We start from the raw sequence: 16114 nt of genomic DNA, 5'->3' as shown, positions 1-16114 counted from the left end.
CATGGGCGCACTCGCAAGCAATGTGCAAGTAGCGGTGATCGGTGCCGGTGCCATGGGCGCCGGCATCGCCCAGGTCGCCGCCCAGGCCGGTCACCCGGTAAAGCTTTACGACAACCGCCCGGGGGCTGCCGCCCAGGCAGTTGCCGGTATTGAACGGCAACTCGCCCGGCTCGTGGAAAAAGGCAAGCTGCAGGCCGTAGAGCGCGAGATGATCAGCCTTCGGCTATGCCCGGTCGACACGCTCGAAGCATTGGCTGATGCCGGCCTGGTGATCGAAGCCATCGTCGAGAACCTGCAGGTCAAGCAGGCGCTCTTCAGTCAGCTAGAGGCCCTGTGCACGGCTGATTGCATCATTGCCAGCAACACTTCGTCGCTGTCCATTACCAGCCTGGCTGCCGGCCTTGCACGCCCGCAGCAGGTGGTGGGCATGCACTTCTTCAACCCGGCACCGCTGATGGCGCTGGTCGAGGTGGTGTCAGGCCTGGCAACCGAACCGGCCGTGGCCGCCTGTATCTACGAAACCGCCCAGGCCTGGGGCAAACAGCCGGTGCACACGCGCTCGACACCGGGCTTTATCGTCAACCGTGTGGCACGGCCTTTCTATGCCGAGAGCCTGCGCCTGCTACAGGAAGGCGCAGCGGACTGCGCCAGCCTTGATGCGCTGCTTCGCGATGCGGGTGGTTTCCGCATGGGGGCGTTCGAGCTTACCGACCTGATCGGCCACGACGTCAACTACGCCGTTACGTGCTCGGTGTTCGATGCTTTCTATGGGGACTTCCGCTTCCAGCCTTCACTGGTGCAAAAAGAGCTGGTGGATGCCGGCCGCCTCGGCCGCAAGAGTGGCCAAGGCTTCTATAGCTACGCCGAAGGCGCGCAGCGCCCAGCGCCGGCCGAACTGCACAGCCCCGCCAGCGCCGAAGCCTGTGTTATCGAGGGGCATCTGGGTGTGCTGCAGCCACTGGCCGAACGCCTGCGCCGTAACGGCGTTGCCGTCACCCAGCGCGCCGGCAGCGGCGTGATCCAGGTCGGTGATGCCACCCTGGCATTGTCCGATGGCCGCCTCGCCAGCCAGCGCGCCCGTGAAGATGGCCTGCGCAACCTGGTGCTGCTCGATCTTGCGCTGGACTACAGCACCGCCTCGCGTATTGCCATCAGCTGGTCGGCCGATACCGCCGAAACCGCTCGCGACCAGGCGGTGGCCCTGCTGCAGCGGGCTGGCCTCAAGGTGACTGCGGTCGCCGACCTGCCCGGCCTGGTGGTGCTGCGCACCGTGGCAATGCTCGCCAATGAGGCCGCCGATGCCGTGCTGCAGGGCGTCGGCAGCGCCGCCGACATCGACCTGGCCATGCGCGCCGGGGTCAATTACCCCTGTGGCCCGCTGGCCTGGGCTGCAAACATCGGCATTGCCCAGACCTTGCGCGTGCTCGACAACCTGCAGCGCAGCTATGGCGAGAGCCGCTACCGCCCTTCCCTATTGTTACGTCGCTGCGAGGCCAAAGGAGGCACCCTGCATGACTGAACTCGAACTGGCACAGGCCTGTGCCGACGCCATGTATGCCCGCGACCCGGCCACTCAGGGCCTGGGCATCAGCCTGCTGGATGCCGGCCCGGGCCGGGCAAGCCTGCGCATGCCGGTACGCGCCGACATGATCCAGGGTCATGGCACCTGCCATGGCGGCTTCCTGTTCGCCCTGGCCGATTCGGCTTTTGCCTTCGCTTGTAATAGCTACGACCAGGCCACCGTGGCACTGGGCTGTAGCATCGACTACCTGGCCCCGGCATGGCGCGATGACGTGCTCACCGCCGACGCCAGCGAGGTCAGCCGCAAAGGCCGCACCGGCCTGTACGACGTGCGCATCCACAACCAGCGCGGTGAGCTGGTGGCGATGTTCCATGGCAAATCCTACAAAGTGCGCGGCACCGTGCTGGCGCAGGAGACGCAAGATGACTGAACACACCCTCGCCGACGCCCTGATCATCGACGCCGTGCGCACCCCCATTGGCCGCTATGCCGGGGCCTTGAGCGGTGTACGTGCCGACGACCTCGCCGCCATCCCGCTGAAGGCCTTGATCCAGCGCCACCCCGAGCTTGACTGGAAAGCGGTCGACGACGTGATCCTCGGCTGTGCCAACCAGGCCGGCGAAGACAACCGCAACGTGGCACACATGGCCAGCTTGCTGGCCGGGCTGCCGATGGAAGTGCCCGGGACCACGATCAACCGACTGTGTGGTTCCGGTCTGGACGCCATCGGCAACGCGGCCCGCGCCCTGCGCTGCGGTGAAGCCGGGCTGATGCTGGCTGGCGGCGTGGAGTCGATGTCGCGAGCACCCTTCGTGATGGGTAAGTCGGAGCAGGCGTTCGGCCGCGCAGCGGAGTTGTTCGACACCACCATCGGTTGGCGCTTCGTCAACCCACTGATGAAGGCTGCCTACGGCACCGATTCGATGCCGGAAACCGCCGAGAACGTGGCTGAACAGTTTGGCATTTCCCGCGTCGATCAGGATGCCTTCGCCCTGCGCAGCCAGCATAAGGCGGCTGCAGCTCAGGCCTGCGGCCGCCTGGCGCAAGAAATCGTACCGGTCGAGATCCCGCAACGCAAAGGCCCGGCCAAACGGGTGGAGCACGACGAGCATCCGCGCGGCGACACGACGCTGGAACAACTGGCCCGCCTCGGCACGCCATTCCGTGAGGGCGGTAGCGTCACCGCTGGCAATGCCTCCGGCGTCAACGACGGCGCCTGTGCCCTGCTGCTGGCCAGCAGCGCCGCTGCCCGCCGCCATGGCCTGAAAGCCCGCGGCCGTATCGTCGGCATGGCCGTGGCCGGGGTCGAGCCGCGGCTGATGGGCATCGGCCCGGTGCCGGCAACCCGCAAGGTACTTGAACTGACGGGTTTGTCGCTGGCCGACCTGGACGTCATCGAGCTCAACGAAGCCTTCGCCGCCCAGGGCTTGGCAGTATTGCGCGAACTGGGCCTGGCCGACGACGACCCCCGGGTCAACCGCAACGGCGGGGCCATCGCCCTCGGCCATCCGCTGGGCATGAGCGGTGCACGCCTGGTGACCACCGCGCTACACGAACTGGAAGAAACCGCCGGCCGTTATGCCCTTTGCACCATGTGCATCGGGGTTGGCCAAGGCATCGCCATGGTCATCGAACGCCTCTGAGCGGATCAGACCATCAGCCTGTTACCGAACCGAACGCAGCCGTATATGCTGCGCTCATGACACTCACCGCGTGGCCCGCAACCGCTGGCGCGCGGCGTACAAGAACAATTCGAGTGAAGCCATGAACATGTACCATGATGCCGACCGTGCCCTGTTGGACCCGATGGAAACCGCCAGTGTCGACGCCCTGCGCCAGCACCAGCTGGAGCGCCTGCGCTGGAGCCTGAAGCACGCCTACGACAATGTGCCGCTGTACCGCCAGCGCTTTGCCGAATGCGGCGCCCACCCCGACGACCTCACGTGCCTGGAAGACCTGGCGAAGTTCCCCTTCACCGGCAAGAACGACCTGCGCGACAACTACCCCTACGGGATGTTCGCCGTCCCCCAGGAAGAGGTGGTGCGCCTGCATGCTTCCAGCGGCACCACCGGCAAGCCGACGGTGGTCGGGTACACCCAGAATGACATCAACACCTGGGCCAACGTCGTGGCGCGCTCGATCCGTGCGGCCGGCGGGCGCAAGGGCGACAAAGTGCATGTTTCCTACGGCTATGGGCTTTTCACTGGCGGGCTTGGCGCGCACTACGGCGCCGAGCGCCTGGGTTGTACGGTAATTCCGATGTCGGGTGGCCAGACCGAGAAGCAGGTGCAGCTGATCCGCGACTTTCAGCCCGACATCATCATGGTCACACCGTCCTACATGCTCAACCTGGCCGACGAGATCGAGCGCCAGGGCATCGACCCGCATGACCTCAAGCTGCGCCTGGGCATTTTCGGTGCCGAGCCGTGGACGGATGAACTGCGCCGGTCGATCGAGCAGCGCCTGGGTATCGATGCCCTCGATATCTACGGGCTCTCGGAAATCATGGGCCCCGGCGTGGCAATGGAGTGCATCGAGACGAAGGACGGCCCGACCATCTGGGAAGACCACTTCTACCCCGAGATCATCGACCCGGTCACCGGCCAGGTATTGCCAGACGGCCAGCTGGGCGAACTGGTGTTCACCTCGCTAAGCAAGGAGGCGCTGCCGATGGTGCGCTACCGCACCCGCGACCTCACCCGCCTTCTGCCCGGCACCGCCAGGCCTATGCGGCGGATAGGCAAGATCACCGGGCGCAGCGACGACATGCTGATCATTCGAGGCGTCAACGTGTTCCCGACCCAGATCGAGGAACAAGTATTAAAAATAAAACAGCTTTCCGAGATGTATGAGATGCATTTGTATCGCAATGGCAACCTGGACAGCGTAGAGGTGCATGTTGAGTTGCGTGCGGAGTGCCAGCACCTCGATGAAGGCCAGCGCAAGCTGGTTATCGGGGAGCTGAGCAAACAGATCAAGACCTACATCGGCATCAGCACCCAGGTGCAGCTGCAGCCTTGCGGCACGCTCAAGCGTTCCGAGGGCAAGGCGTGCCACGTGTACGACAAACGGTTGGCCAGCTGATTCATTCGGCTGCCTTTTCGGCCCCGGCATAGTCCGGGGCTTTTTTTTGCGTTTTATGCGCGCTTGCAGGTGCCGCGCAACCCCTGTGGGAGCGGGTTTACCCGCGAAGAGGCCGAAAAGCGATACATCAATCTCATTTGATACACATAAAACTGTTTGACGTTATGTTTTGTATCGCTTACAAATGACTCATGCCTTAGCAGGAGTCGCCGCACATGTACGCACAGCTAGTGGAAACCGGAGTCAAGCGCGTCAAGTCGCTGGAAGAAATGTCCCCCGAGGAACGCAACTTCCAGGAAAAGATCGACGCCGAAATCAAGATCGAAGCCAAGAACTGGATGCCCGAGGCCTACCGCCAGACCTTGATCCGGCAGATTTCCCAGCACGCCCACTCGGAAATCGTCGGCATGCTGCCCGAAGGCAACTGGGTCACCCGCGCGCCTAGCCTCAAGCGCAAGCTGCAACTGATGGCAAAGATCCAGGACGAGGCCGGCCACGGCCTGTACCTGTACAGCGCCATGGAGACCCTGGGCGCCGACCGCGACGAGGAGATCGCCAAGCTGCACAGCGGCAAGGCCAAGTACTCGAGCATCTTCAACTACCCCACCCTCAGCTGGGCCGACATGGGCGCAGTGGGCTGGCTGGTGGATGGCGCCGCAATCGTCAACCAGGTGGTGCTGCAGCGCACCTCCTATGGCCCCTACTCCCGCGCAATGGTCCGTATCTGCAAGGAAGAGAGCTTTCACCAGCGCCAGGGCTACGAAATGCTCCTGACCATGATGCGTCACGGCACCCAGGCCCAGCGCGACATGGTCCAGGACGCGATCAATCGCCTGTGGTGGCCATCGCTGATGATGTTCGGCCCCAGCGACGAACACTCCCCGAACAGCGCCCAGTCCATGGCCTGGAAGATCAAGCGCCAGACCAACGACGAACTGCGCCAGCGTTTCATCGACCAGACCGTGCCACAGCTCGAACTGCTCGGCTGCACCGCCCCCGACCCTGAACTGAAGTGGAACGCCGAGCGCGGTCACTACGACTTCGGCGAAATCCAGTGGGACGAGTTTTACGAGGTGATCAAGGGCAACGGCCCGTGCAACCAGGAACGTGTCGCCACCCGCCGCAAGGCCATCGAGGACGGCGCCTGGGTACGCGAGGCCGCCGTGGCCTACGCGCGCAAGCAACAGAACAAGAACGCCGCCTGAGCGGCGATTGATGCGGAGATCGAAAATGTCTGTCTGGACCCTCTACGAAGTGTTCGTGCGTAGCAAGCACGGCCTTAACCACAAGCATGTCGGCAGCGTGCACGCCGCCGATGCCGCCATGGCCATCGAAAATGCCCGCGAGCTGTACACCCGCCGCAGCGAGGGCGTCAGCCTGTGGGTGGTGCCTTCGGCGCTGATCACCGCCTCCTCCCCCGACGAGAAAGACCCGCTGTTCGCCCCTTCGGACGACAAGGTCTACCGCCATGCCAGCTTCTACGAGCTGCCCGATGAAGTCGGACACATGTGAGGTTGGCCATGCACAACGAAGCCCTGATCCCTTACCTGTTGCTGCTCGGCGACAGTGCCCTGGTCCAAGGCCAGCGCCTCTGCGAATGGTGTGGCCACGCCCCTGCCATCGAAGAAGAGCTGGCCCTGATGAACGTTGGCCTCGACCTGGTCGGCCAGGCCCGCAACTGGCTGGAATACGCAGCCGAACTGCTTGACGACGGTCGCGACGCCGACGCCTTGGCCTTCCGCCGAGACGAGCGCGCCTACCGCAACCTGCTGCTGGTCGAGCAACCCAACGGTGATTTCGCCGTGACCATGACCAAGCAGTTCCTCTACGACGCCTGGCACTTCGCCGTGCTACAGGGCTTGGTCGGGTCCCGCGACGAGCGTATCGCCGGTATCGCCGCCAAGGCACTCAAGGAAGTCACCTACCACCTGCGCCGTTCCAGCGAGTGGGTACAGCGTATGGGGGGCGGTACAGAAGAAAGCCGCCAACGCATGCTCGCCGCCATTCCGGCACTGTGGCGCTTCACCGTCGAACTGACGGCCGCCAGCGACAACGAGGTGCGGTTGGCCGAAGCGGGTATCGCCGCCGCCCCGGCAACTGTGGGTGCCGCGTGGCTCAAACAGGTGAGCGAGACTTTCGCTTCGGTCGAGCTGCCGCTGCCCAAGGCTGCCAGCCACTTCTACCTGGACAGTCGCAAAGGCCTGCACACCGAGCACCTGGGCCTGCTGCTGGCCGAGATGCAGTTCCTGCCAAGGGCTTACCCCGATGCAACCTGGTGAGCTGATTGCCGGCGACCGTGGCGCGCGGCCGCCACACGGCGACGACCTGGCCCGGGCCTGGGAGGTCCTTGCCCAGGTCATGGACCCGGAAGTGCCTGTGGTCAGCGTGGTCGACTTGGGAATAGTCCGCGACCTCGACTGGCGCGCCGGCCACCTGCACCTGGTGGTCACGCCGACCTACTCCGGCTGCCCGGCCACCGAGGTGATCGAGGGTGATATCCGCCAGGCGCTGGAGCAGGCGGGCTTCCCCGCACCGGATCTTGAGCGCCGGTTGACCCCGGCGTGGAGCACCGACTGGATCAGCGAGCTGGGCCGCGAGCGCCTGCGCCTCTACGGCATCGCTCCGCCGCAAGGCAGCGCCAGCAAGCGCAGCCTGCTAGGTGAAACACCCCAGGTGTGCTGCCCGCAGTGCGGCAGCGCCCATACCGAATTGCTCAGCCAGTTCGGCTCCACCGCTTGCAAGGCGCTGTACCGCTGCCGCGAGTGCCTGGAGCCGTTCGACTATTTCAAATGCATTTGAGCCGTGGAGAATACCATGAGCCAGTTTCACAGCCTGACCATCAAGCAAGTGCGCAACGAAACCCGTGATGCGGTTTCGATTGCCTTCGACGTGCCCGAGCACCTGCAGGCGCAGTTCCGCTTTACCCAGGGCCAGTACCTGGTCATGCGTACGCAACTGGACAACGAAGAGGTCCGCCGCTCTTACTCTATCTGCAGCGCCGTGCAGGACGGCGAGCTGCGCGTGGCCGTCAAGCGCGTGCCAGGCGGGCGTTTCTCGGCGTTTGCCAATGAAGTGCTCAAGGCCGGCCAGCAACTAGAGGTGATGCCGCCAGCGGGCAGCTTCTTCGTGCCGCTGGACGCTGCCCGCCAGGGCAATTACCTGGGCGTGGCCGCTGGTAGCGGCATTACCCCCATCCTGTCGATTATTGCCACCACCCTGGACAGTGAGCCGCACAGCCGCTTCACCTTGCTGTACGGCAACCGCTCCAGCTCTGGGGCGCTGTTCCGCGACAAGCTCGAAGACCTGAAAAACCGCTACCTCGACCGGCTGAACCTGATTTTCGTGTTCAGCCGCGAGCAGCAGGATGTCGACCTGTACAACGGTCGCATCGACGCCGACAAGTGCGGCCAGCTGTTTTCGCGCTGGCTGGACGTTCCAGGCCTGGACGCGGCCTTCATCTGCGGCCCCCAGGCGATGACCGAAACCGTGCGGGACAGCCTGCGGGCCAATGGCCTGGGCAAGGAGCGCATTCATTTCGAGCTGTTCGCCGCCGCCGGCAGCGAAACCCGCCGCGAAGCCCGTGAGGCCGCGCGCCAGGTAGATTCCGCGCTCAGCCACATCACCGTGATCAGCGACGGCCGTGCCCTCACCTTCGACTTGCCACGCAACACCCAGAACGTGCTGGACGCCGGCAACGCCATCGGTGCCGAGCTGCCCTACTCGTGCAAGGCCGGCGTGTGCTCGACCTGCAAATGCCGGGTGATCGAGGGGGAAGTGGAAATGGACAGCAACCATGCCCTTGAAGACTACGAAGTGGCAGCCGGGTATGTGCTGTCGTGCCAGACCTACCCGGTGAGCGACAAGGTGGTGCTCGACTTCGACCAGCTCTGAACTGTGCACGCAGCCCTTGTGGGAGCGGCCTTGTGTCGCGAAAGGGCCGCAACGCGGCCCCTGGATCTAGGCCTTGATCACAAACTGCCGGGGCTGCTGCGCAGCCCTATCGCGACGCAAGGCCGCTCCCACAAGGACCGCACTCGCAGTACCTATTGCAACACCCGCGTGACCTCAACAAAACAATTACAAAACCAAGAGATCGCTTGCCATGACACCCGAACGCATAGAAAGCATCGCCAACCACCCCGATTTCCAACACCTGGTGCGGCGTAAACGCCGCCTCAACGGCAGCCTGACCCTGGCCATGCTGGTGATCTACTACGGCTTCGTCCTGCTGGTGGCGTTCTCTCCCAGCACCCTTGGCCGGTCCCTCAGCGGCGGCGTGACTACCGTCGGCATGCTGGTGGGTGTGCTGATGGTGCTGCTGTCCTTCGCCCTGACCGGCATCTACGTACACCGCGCCAACAATGTGCTCGACCCGCTCAACGAAAAGGTCAAGCAGGAGTGCGCACAATGAACTGGACCGCCATCTCGATGTTCATGGTGTTCGTCTGCTTCACCCTGCTGGTCACCCGCTGGGCGGCCTTGCGCACCCGTTCGGCCAGCGACTTCTATACCGCCGGTGGGGGCCTGACCGGCATGCAGAACGGCCTGGCGATTGCCGGCGACATGATCAGCGCCGCCTCCTTCCTGGGCATTTCCGCGATGATGTTCATGAACGGCTATGACGGCCTGTTGTATGCCCTGGGCGTGCTGGCCGGTTGGCCGATCATTCTGTTTTTGATCGCCGAACGCCTGCGCAACCTGGGCAAGTACACCTTTGCCGATGTAGTCAGTTACCGCCTGGCACAAACCCCGGTGCGCCTGACTTCGGCGTTTGGCACCCTGGTCGTGGCACTGATGTACCTGGTGGCGCAGATGGTCGGTGCTGGCAAGCTGATCGAGCTGCTGTTCGGCATCAGCTACCTGTACGCCGTGATGCTGGTCGGCGTACTGATGGTTGCCTACGTTACCTTCGGCGGCATGCTCGCCACCACTTGGGTGCAGATCATCAAGGCGGTGATGCTGCTGTCGGGCACCAGCTTCATGGCGTTTATGGTGCTCAAGCACTTTGGTTTCAGCACCGAGGCCATGTTCGCCAGCGCCGTGGCCGTGCATGCCAAAGGCCAGGCCATCATGGCCCCGGGGGGCCTGCTGTCCAACCCGGTGGATGCCATTTCCCTTGGCTTGGGCATGATGTTCGGCACCGCCGGCCTGCCGCATATCCTGATGCGCTTCTTTACCGTCAGTGATGCCAAGGAAGCCCGCAAGAGCGTGTTCTACGCCACTGGTTTCATCGGTTACTTCTACCTGCTGCTGATCGTCATCGGCTTTGGTGCCATCGTGATGGTCGGCACCGAGCCGTCCTACCGCGACGCCACCGGTGCAATCATAGGCGGCGGCAACATGATCGCCGTGCACCTGGCCCAGGCTGTCGGTGGCAACTTGTTCCTTGGCTTCATCTCTGCCGTGGCCTTCGCCACCATCCTTGCCGTGGTCGCCGGCCTGGCGCTGTCCGGCGCATCGGCGGTCTCCCACGACCTGTATGCCTGTGTGATCCGCCAAGGCAAGGCCACCGAGCAGGAGGAAATGCGCGTATCGCGTATCGCCACCCTGCTGATCGGCCTGCTGGCGGTAATGCTCGGCCTGATGTTCGAGTCGCAGAACATCGCCTTCCTCTCGGGACTGGTGCTGGCGGTGGCTGCCTCGGTCAACTTCCCGGTACTGCTCCTTTCGATGTTCTGGAAGGGCCTGACCACTCGCGGCGCGGTGTGCGGAAGCATGGCCGGCCTGGCGTCGGCGGTGCTGCTGGTGGTACTGGGCCCGGCAGTGTGGGTCAACGTGCTGCATCACGAGAAAGCGCTGTTCCCGTACAGCAACCCGGCGTTGTTCTCCATGAGCCTGGCATTCCTCAGTGCGTGGGTGTTCTCGGTTACCGACAGCTCCGAACGTGCCAGTGAAGAACGAGGCCGCTACCTGGCCCAGTTCATCCGCTCCATGACCGGTATCGGCGCTGCCGGCGCCAGCAAGCACTGACCTCAAGGACGAACAACCATGTCGGGTAAAACAACAACAATGAACCGCACTCACTTCATGTCAGCTGCCTGCCTGGCCACCCTTGCGTTGCCAGTGCCGGCGATGGCCGATTTCATCGGCGACAGCCACGCACGCCTGGAGCTGCGCAACCACTACATCAACCGCGACTTTCGCCAGAGCAACGCCCCGCAGGCCAAGGCAGAGGAATGGGGCCAGGGCTTTACCGCCAAGCTGGAGTCCGGCTTCACCGAGGGCCCGGTCGGCTTTGGCGTTGACGCCATGGGCCAGCTGGGTATCAAGCTCGACTCCAGCCGCGACCGCCGCAATACCGGGCTGCTGCCCTTCGGCCCGAACAGCCACGAACCGGTTGATGATTACAGCGAACTGGGCCTGACCGGCAAAATCCGCGTGTCCAAAAGCACCCTGCGCCTGGGCACCTTGCAGCCAATCTTGCCGGTGGTGGTCTACAACGACACCCGCCTGCTGGCGTCCACCTTCCAAGGCGGCCTGCTGACCAGCCAGGATGTCGATGGCCTGACCTTCAACGCCGGCCGCCTGACCAAGGCCAACCTGCGCGACTCCTCGGGCCGCGACGACATCGGCTACGGCGCTGCCAGCAGTGACCACCTGGACTTTGGCGGTGGCAGCTACGCCATCACCCCGCAAACCAGCGTCAGCTACTACTACGCCAAGCTCGAGGACATCTACCGCCAGCAGTTCGTCGGCCTGATCGATACCCGCCCGTTGAGCGAAGGCGTGAGCCTGCGCAGCGACCTGCGCTACTTCGACAGCCGCAACGATGGCGCCGAACGTGCCGGCAACATCGACAACCGCAACTTCAACGCCATGTTCACCCTCGGCGTGCGGGCGCACAAGTTCACCGCCACCTGGCAACAGATGTCGGGCGACAGTGCCTTCCCGTTCGTCAACGGCGGCGACCCGTTTACCGTCAACCTGGTCACCTACAACACCTTCACCCGCGCCGGGCTGGACTCCTGGCAAGTGCGCTATGACTACGACTTTGTCGCGATGGGCATCCCCGGTCTGAGCTTCATGACCCGCTACACCGACGGCCGTCACGCCGAAACCGCCACTGTCAGCAATGGCCGCGAGCGCGAGCGCGACACCGACATCACCTACGTCATCCAGAGCGGCCCCTTCAAGGATGTCAGCCTGCGCTGGCGCAACGTCACCTTCCGTTCCGGCAATGGCCTGACCAACGCCGTGGACGAAAACCGCCTGATCATCGGCTACACCCTGGCGCTGTGGTAACAGCGCCCCCCTACATTTGAACAGCATGGAGAACAGCATGTCTGCCGCCCCTACTCTGCAAAGCTTCATCGCCGGCCGCTGGCTTGGCCAGCACGGCGCCCAGGCCCTGCGCAGCGCCCTCGACGGCCGCGTCCTGGCCTACAGCCACGAGGAGCGCCCTGACTTCGCCGAAGCCGTCGACTTCGCCCGTGCTCGCGGCCTGGCCAGCCTGATGGCAATGGACTTCCAGCAACGCGCTGCACGCCTGAAAGCGCTGGCCCTATACCTGGCCGAACGCAAGGAACAGCTGTACACCCTGTCGCACCATAGCGGCGCCACCCGTGCCGACAGCTGGATCGACATCGAAGGCGGCAACGCCACGTTGTTCGCCTATGCCGGCATCGGCAGCCGCGAGCTGCCGTCGGGCAATCTGGTGCACGAGGGCCCGGCCATCCCTCTGGGCAAGCAAGGTCACTTTGCCGGCAGCCACATCCTGGTGCCGCGCGCCGGGGTGGCGGTGCACATCAACGCCTTCAACTTCCCCATCTGGGGCATGCTGGAAAAGTTCGCCCCGACCTTCCTGGCGGGCATGCCGTGCATCGTCAAGCCGGCAACTTCCACCAGCTACCTGACCGAAGCCGTCGTACGCCTGATGAACGCCTCCGGCCTGCTGCCAGAGGGCAGCCTGCAACTGGTGATCGGCAGCACCGGCGACTTGCTCGACCGCCTGCAAGGCCAGGACGTGGTGACCTTCACCGGTTCCGCCGATACCGCCGCCAAATTGCGCGTCACCCCGAACCTGATACGTAATTCGGTACCGTTCACCGCCGAAGCCGACTCGCTCAACTGCGCCATCCTCGGCCCGGACGTAACGCCAGACAGCGAAGAGTTCGACCTGTACATCAAGGAGGTGGTGCGTGAAATGACCACCAAGGCCGGGCAGAAGTGCACCGCCATCCGCCGCGCCATCGTGCCGGCCAAGCACATCGACGCCGTTGCCACGCGCTTGCGCGAGCGTTTGAGCAAGGTGGTAGTGGGTGACCCGTCGCTGGAAGGCGTACGCATGGGCGCCCTGGCCTCTCACGACCAGCAGCACGACGTGGCCGAACGAGTGCGCAGCCTGCTGCAAAGCTGTGACCAGCTGTTCGGCGCCAGCGATGGCTTCGCCCCGCGGGGCGATGGTGTGGCCGAGGGCGCATTCTTTGCCCCGACCCTGCTGCAGGCCCGCGACCCGCATGCCGAAGGCGGCGCCCACGATATCGAAGCGTTCGGCCCGGTCAGCACGCTGATGGCCTACGACGACCTCGACGAAGCCTTGGCACTGGCCGCACGGGGCAAAGGCAGCCTGGTGGCGACCTTGGTCACCGCCGACCGCAGCATCGCCGCCAAGGCCATTCCGGTGGCGGCTGCCTGGCATGGCCGCCTGCTGGTACTCGACAGCGAAGCCGCCAAGGAATCCACCGGCCACGGCTCGCCTCTGCCGCAGCTCAAGCATGGCGGCCCGGGCAGGGCCGGTGGCGGTGAAGAGCTGGGTGGCTTGCGCGCGGTCAAGCACTACCTGCAACGCGCCGCCGTACAGGGCTCGCCAAGCATGCTTACGGCAGTCACTGGCGAATACGTACGCGGTGGTGAAGTGATCGAGACTGAAGTGCACCCGTTCCGCCGCTACTTCGAGCAGCTGCGCATCGGTGAATCCCTGCTCACTCATCGCCGCACCGTCACCGAAGCGGACCTGGTCAACTTCGGCTGCCTGTCGGGTGACCACTTCTACATGCACTTCGACGAAATCGCCGCCAAGGAATCGCAGTTCGGTAAACGCATTGCTCACGGCTATTTCGTTCTGTCGGCGGCTGCCGGCCTGTTCGTCTCGCCTGGCGCCGGACCAGTACTGGCCAACTATGGCCTGGACACCCTGCGTTTCATCAACCCGGTGGGCATCGGCGATACCATTCAGGCGCGCCTGACCTGCAAGCGCAAGATCGACCAGGGCAAGACCAGCCCGCTGGGCCAGCCGCAGGGTGTGGTGGCATGGGATGTAGAGGTGACCAACCAGCTGGGTGAGCTGGTGGCCAGCTATGACATCCTGACCTTGGTGCTGAAAAAGCCTGAGTGATTTGTTGGCCTCGCGTGCCTCTTCGCGGGTAAATCGGACCGCGAACAGGCACGCACAGGTTACATAAAGGCCAAGGGCCACCTCGTACATCTGCCCTAATCGCCCACCTCGCCCCTCGGCGTTATAGTCCAGCGATAACAACGCCAAGGAAGCTCCCATCATGCACGCCCTCAAGCTCCTCCTCAGTGCCGCCCTCCTGGCCGGCGTCGCCGGCTGCCAGACCATCAAACCCTCCGAAGACACGCTCAAGCAGCGCACCGAGTTCATTCTGAACACCAAGGTTTCCAACGTCGCCGACGTACGCAGTGACAGCACCATCACCTACTACACCGCCACCACCGCCAAAGGCCGGTACGAGTGCCAGATGCCCAGCGGTGGCATCGTCGCGGTGGCCGGCATGGGCCTGTACGAGCCCACGCCGTCCTGCATGAAGGAAGGCCAGGCGGTCATCCTGCAATAACCCACGCACAGCCCCTGCGCCCTTGCGCCGGTCTAAAGGGCCGGCGCCGCAGGCTCCTCGCGCAATGCGCGCAGGGCCGCACGCAGTTCAGCTGGGCGTACCGGCTTGGAAAGCACGGCGATATTGCGCTCATGCACCGCTGCCTGAATCTTCTCCGGGTCGTGCCCGGTCATGATCAACGCGGGTACGTCCCAGCCGCGCTGGGCCCGCAACCGGTCGATGCAGTCGACTCCGGTTGCCTCCTGCCCCAGGTCATAATCGGCAACAATCACTTCACAATCACTGCTCAAACCAGCAGGCGAACTGTGCGCCTCTACTTCGCACCCCCAGCGCTGCAGCAGCGCCGAGGTCGCCCGCAGCACATTGTGGTCGTCTTCCACCAGGCATACCCGCAAGCCGCCAAGCAGGCCGGCCGCTGCCGGCGAGCGCTCGCCCACAACCAGGGCTGGCTGAGCGCTGAGGCGCGGCAAGCCTTGCAGGCTGACCGCCGTGCCGTGGCCTGGCCGCGAACGCAGCTTTACTTTCAGGCCCATCAGATGCCCCAGCCGCCGCACAATCGACAAACCCAGGCCCACACCCTCGACATCGTTGTCGCGTACCTGGCGTACCCGGTAGAACTCTTCGAACACCAACCGCTGATGCGCTTCGTCTATGCCTCGCCCCTGGTCATAAACGACGATGGCAAGGCCTTCGCCGCAGCGTCGTACCGCCAGCAGCAGCGGGCGATGCGCCGCATATTTGAAGCAGTTGGACAGTACGTTCTGCACCATGGTCGTCAGCATGCCACGGTCGGTGCACGTCCAGTACGCGCAGGGCCGCAAGCGTATCTCCACCCCGGCCCAGCGGGCGGGCTCGGTGTTCTGACGTACCAGCTCCGCCAGAAATCCGGCCAGGGCGAATGTCTCGCTGCGCGGTTGCACGCGCCCGTTGTCCAGGGTGTAAAGGTCGAGAATCGAGCGAAAAAGCTGCGATACATTGAGCAGCGAGCGGTCGATGCTGTCCACCAGTCGCCGCTCCTCGTCGCCCAGCTGCGCCTCGCGCAGGCATGCCGTGAACAGGCCGATAGAGTGAATCGGTTGACGCAGGTCGTGGCTGGCCTGCGCCAGGAAGCGGGATTTCTCGCGGTTGGCCGCCGCAGCCTGTTCAGAGGCCTTGCGCGTGCGCTCCAGCAGCAGGTGCGCATACACCGGGATGACCGTGCTGGTGGTAAGCAACATCAACACCATGAACGGGTTGGCCTGCCAGTAAGGCGTGATCTGGTACACCACCAGCAACGCCGCCAGCGCCAGCACCGTGGCAATCGCCAGGTAGCGCGAGCCGAAGCGCATGCCGTTGCCCAGGTTCACCCACACCATCACCGCATAGATCGGCAACGCCGCCTCGCCACCTACCACCAGGCCGAAGCAGGTACCGGTGTAGTCATGCACCATCCCCAGTACCCGTCGCCAAGGGTAATTCCCGGGCCAACGGGCAATGGCCTGGCGCAAACCGATGGACACCAGCACAAAGGTGACGATGTAGTAGATGACCGGCAGATAAGGCGCAGGCGAGCTGCCCGGCAGAAAGCCCAGCACGGTCATGTAGACCAGCGCACAGCAGGCGACGATCACGCGCAAGTTGGCTTGATCGAGTTCGTTGTTCTTGTCCAGGTCCATGGCCAGCCTCCCTGTGCACGGGGTCGCATTGCTGCCATCCGTAGGCAGCACCCTTTCTC

14 protein-coding genes and 1 pseudogene are annotated in these 16114 nt (G+C 64.2%); 14 read left to right on the top strand and 1 reads right to left on the bottom strand.

Features of this window, described 5'->3' with window-relative positions:
• The first annotated feature begins 1 nt into the window (after window position 1).
• The 14 genes and pseudogenes from paaH (at window position 2) to ACN6NG_RS13755 (ending at window position 14400) form a co-directional block, all read left to right on the top strand.
• Window positions 2-1519 carry a 3-hydroxyacyl-CoA dehydrogenase PaaH gene (paaH, locus tag ACN6NG_RS13820; protein ID WP_474314493.1) on the top strand — a complete coding sequence of 506 codons (1518 nt, stop codon included), beginning with the start codon at window positions 2-4 and terminating at the stop codon, window positions 1517-1519.
• Complete coding sequence (paaI, locus tag ACN6NG_RS13815) at window positions 1512-1952, top strand: hydroxyphenylacetyl-CoA thioesterase PaaI (protein ID WP_353455421.1); 441 nt, start codon at window positions 1512-1514, stop codon at window positions 1950-1952. Before paaH ends, paaI begins: the two co-directional genes overlap by 8 nt.
• Entirely contained in the window at window positions 1945-3165 is a 1221-nt protein-coding gene (gene pcaF / locus ACN6NG_RS13810; RefSeq protein WP_063424229.1) for a 3-oxoadipyl-CoA thiolase, read from the top strand. Before paaI ends, pcaF begins: the two co-directional genes overlap by 8 nt.
• A 121-nt stretch (window positions 3166-3286) precedes the next feature.
• Window positions 3287-4606: a phenylacetate--CoA ligase PaaK gene (gene paaK, locus ACN6NG_RS13805; protein WP_063424369.1), complete on the top strand. Its 1320-nt coding sequence runs from the start codon at window positions 3287-3289 to the stop codon at window positions 4604-4606.
• Window positions 4607-4821: 215 nt separating this feature from the next.
• Window positions 4822-5811: a 1,2-phenylacetyl-CoA epoxidase subunit PaaA gene (paaA, locus tag ACN6NG_RS13800; RefSeq protein WP_474314490.1), complete on the top strand. Its 990-nt coding sequence runs from the start codon at window positions 4822-4824 to the stop codon at window positions 5809-5811.
• 25 nt (window positions 5812-5836) lie between these two features.
• Window positions 5837-6118 carry a 1,2-phenylacetyl-CoA epoxidase subunit PaaB gene (gene paaB, locus ACN6NG_RS13795; protein WP_004374528.1) on the top strand — a complete coding sequence of 94 codons (282 nt, stop codon included), beginning with the start codon at window positions 5837-5839 and terminating at the stop codon, window positions 6116-6118.
• Between the two features lie 8 nt (window positions 6119-6126).
• Window positions 6127-6885 carry a 1,2-phenylacetyl-CoA epoxidase subunit PaaC gene (gene paaC, locus ACN6NG_RS13790; RefSeq protein WP_016499674.1) on the top strand — a complete coding sequence of 253 codons (759 nt, stop codon included), beginning with the start codon at window positions 6127-6129 and terminating at the stop codon, window positions 6883-6885.
• Window positions 6872-7405, top strand: a complete 534-nt coding sequence (gene paaD / locus ACN6NG_RS13785; protein ID WP_474314487.1) for a 1,2-phenylacetyl-CoA epoxidase subunit PaaD — start codon at window positions 6872-6874, stop codon at window positions 7403-7405. The genes paaC and paaD overlap by 14 nt, the downstream gene beginning before the upstream one ends.
• Window positions 7406-7420: 15 nt before the next feature.
• Window positions 7421-8497 (top strand): 1,2-phenylacetyl-CoA epoxidase subunit PaaE, encoded by a 1077-nt coding sequence (gene paaE / locus ACN6NG_RS13780; protein ID WP_474314483.1) that lies wholly within the window; start codon window positions 7421-7423, stop codon window positions 8495-8497.
• A gap of 211 nt (window positions 8498-8708) precedes the next feature.
• On the top strand, window positions 8709-9017 hold the full coding sequence (locus ACN6NG_RS13775) for a DUF485 domain-containing protein (protein WP_474314480.1): 309 nt from the start codon (window positions 8709-8711) through the stop codon (window positions 9015-9017).
• Window positions 9008-10576 (top strand): annotated as a pseudogene (locus ACN6NG_RS13770) (cation acetate symporter); the annotation flags it as partial. The gene ACN6NG_RS13775 and the pseudogene ACN6NG_RS13770, both read left to right, overlap by 10 nt.
• A 39-nt stretch (window positions 10577-10615) precedes the next feature.
• On the top strand, window positions 10616-11848 hold the full coding sequence (locus ACN6NG_RS13765; RefSeq protein WP_049276234.1) for an OprD family porin: 1233 nt from the start codon (window positions 10616-10618) through the stop codon (window positions 11846-11848).
• A gap of 37 nt (window positions 11849-11885) precedes the next feature.
• Window positions 11886-13940: a phenylacetic acid degradation bifunctional protein PaaZ gene (gene paaZ / locus ACN6NG_RS13760; protein ID WP_474314478.1), complete on the top strand. Its 2055-nt coding sequence runs from the start codon at window positions 11886-11888 to the stop codon at window positions 13938-13940.
• Between the two features lie 160 nt (window positions 13941-14100).
• Window positions 14101-14400: a hypothetical protein gene (locus tag ACN6NG_RS13755; RefSeq protein WP_353455408.1), complete on the top strand. Its 300-nt coding sequence runs from the start codon at window positions 14101-14103 to the stop codon at window positions 14398-14400.
• Window positions 14401-14432: 32 nt separating this feature from the next.
• Here ACN6NG_RS13755 and ACN6NG_RS13750 read toward each other — a convergent pair whose 3' ends face one another.
• Window positions 14433-16055 carry an ATP-binding response regulator gene (locus ACN6NG_RS13750; protein ID WP_474314475.1) on the bottom strand — a complete coding sequence of 541 codons (1623 nt, stop codon included), beginning with the start codon at window positions 16053-16055 and terminating at the stop codon, window positions 14433-14435.
• Between the last annotated feature and the right edge of the window lie 59 nt (window positions 16056-16114).

It is taken from the genome of Pseudomonas sp. TSO6 (assembly GCF_056098905.1).
The sequence above is the reverse complement of the archived record's forward strand: the minus strand, read 5'-3'. Positions and strand labels throughout refer to the sequence as shown.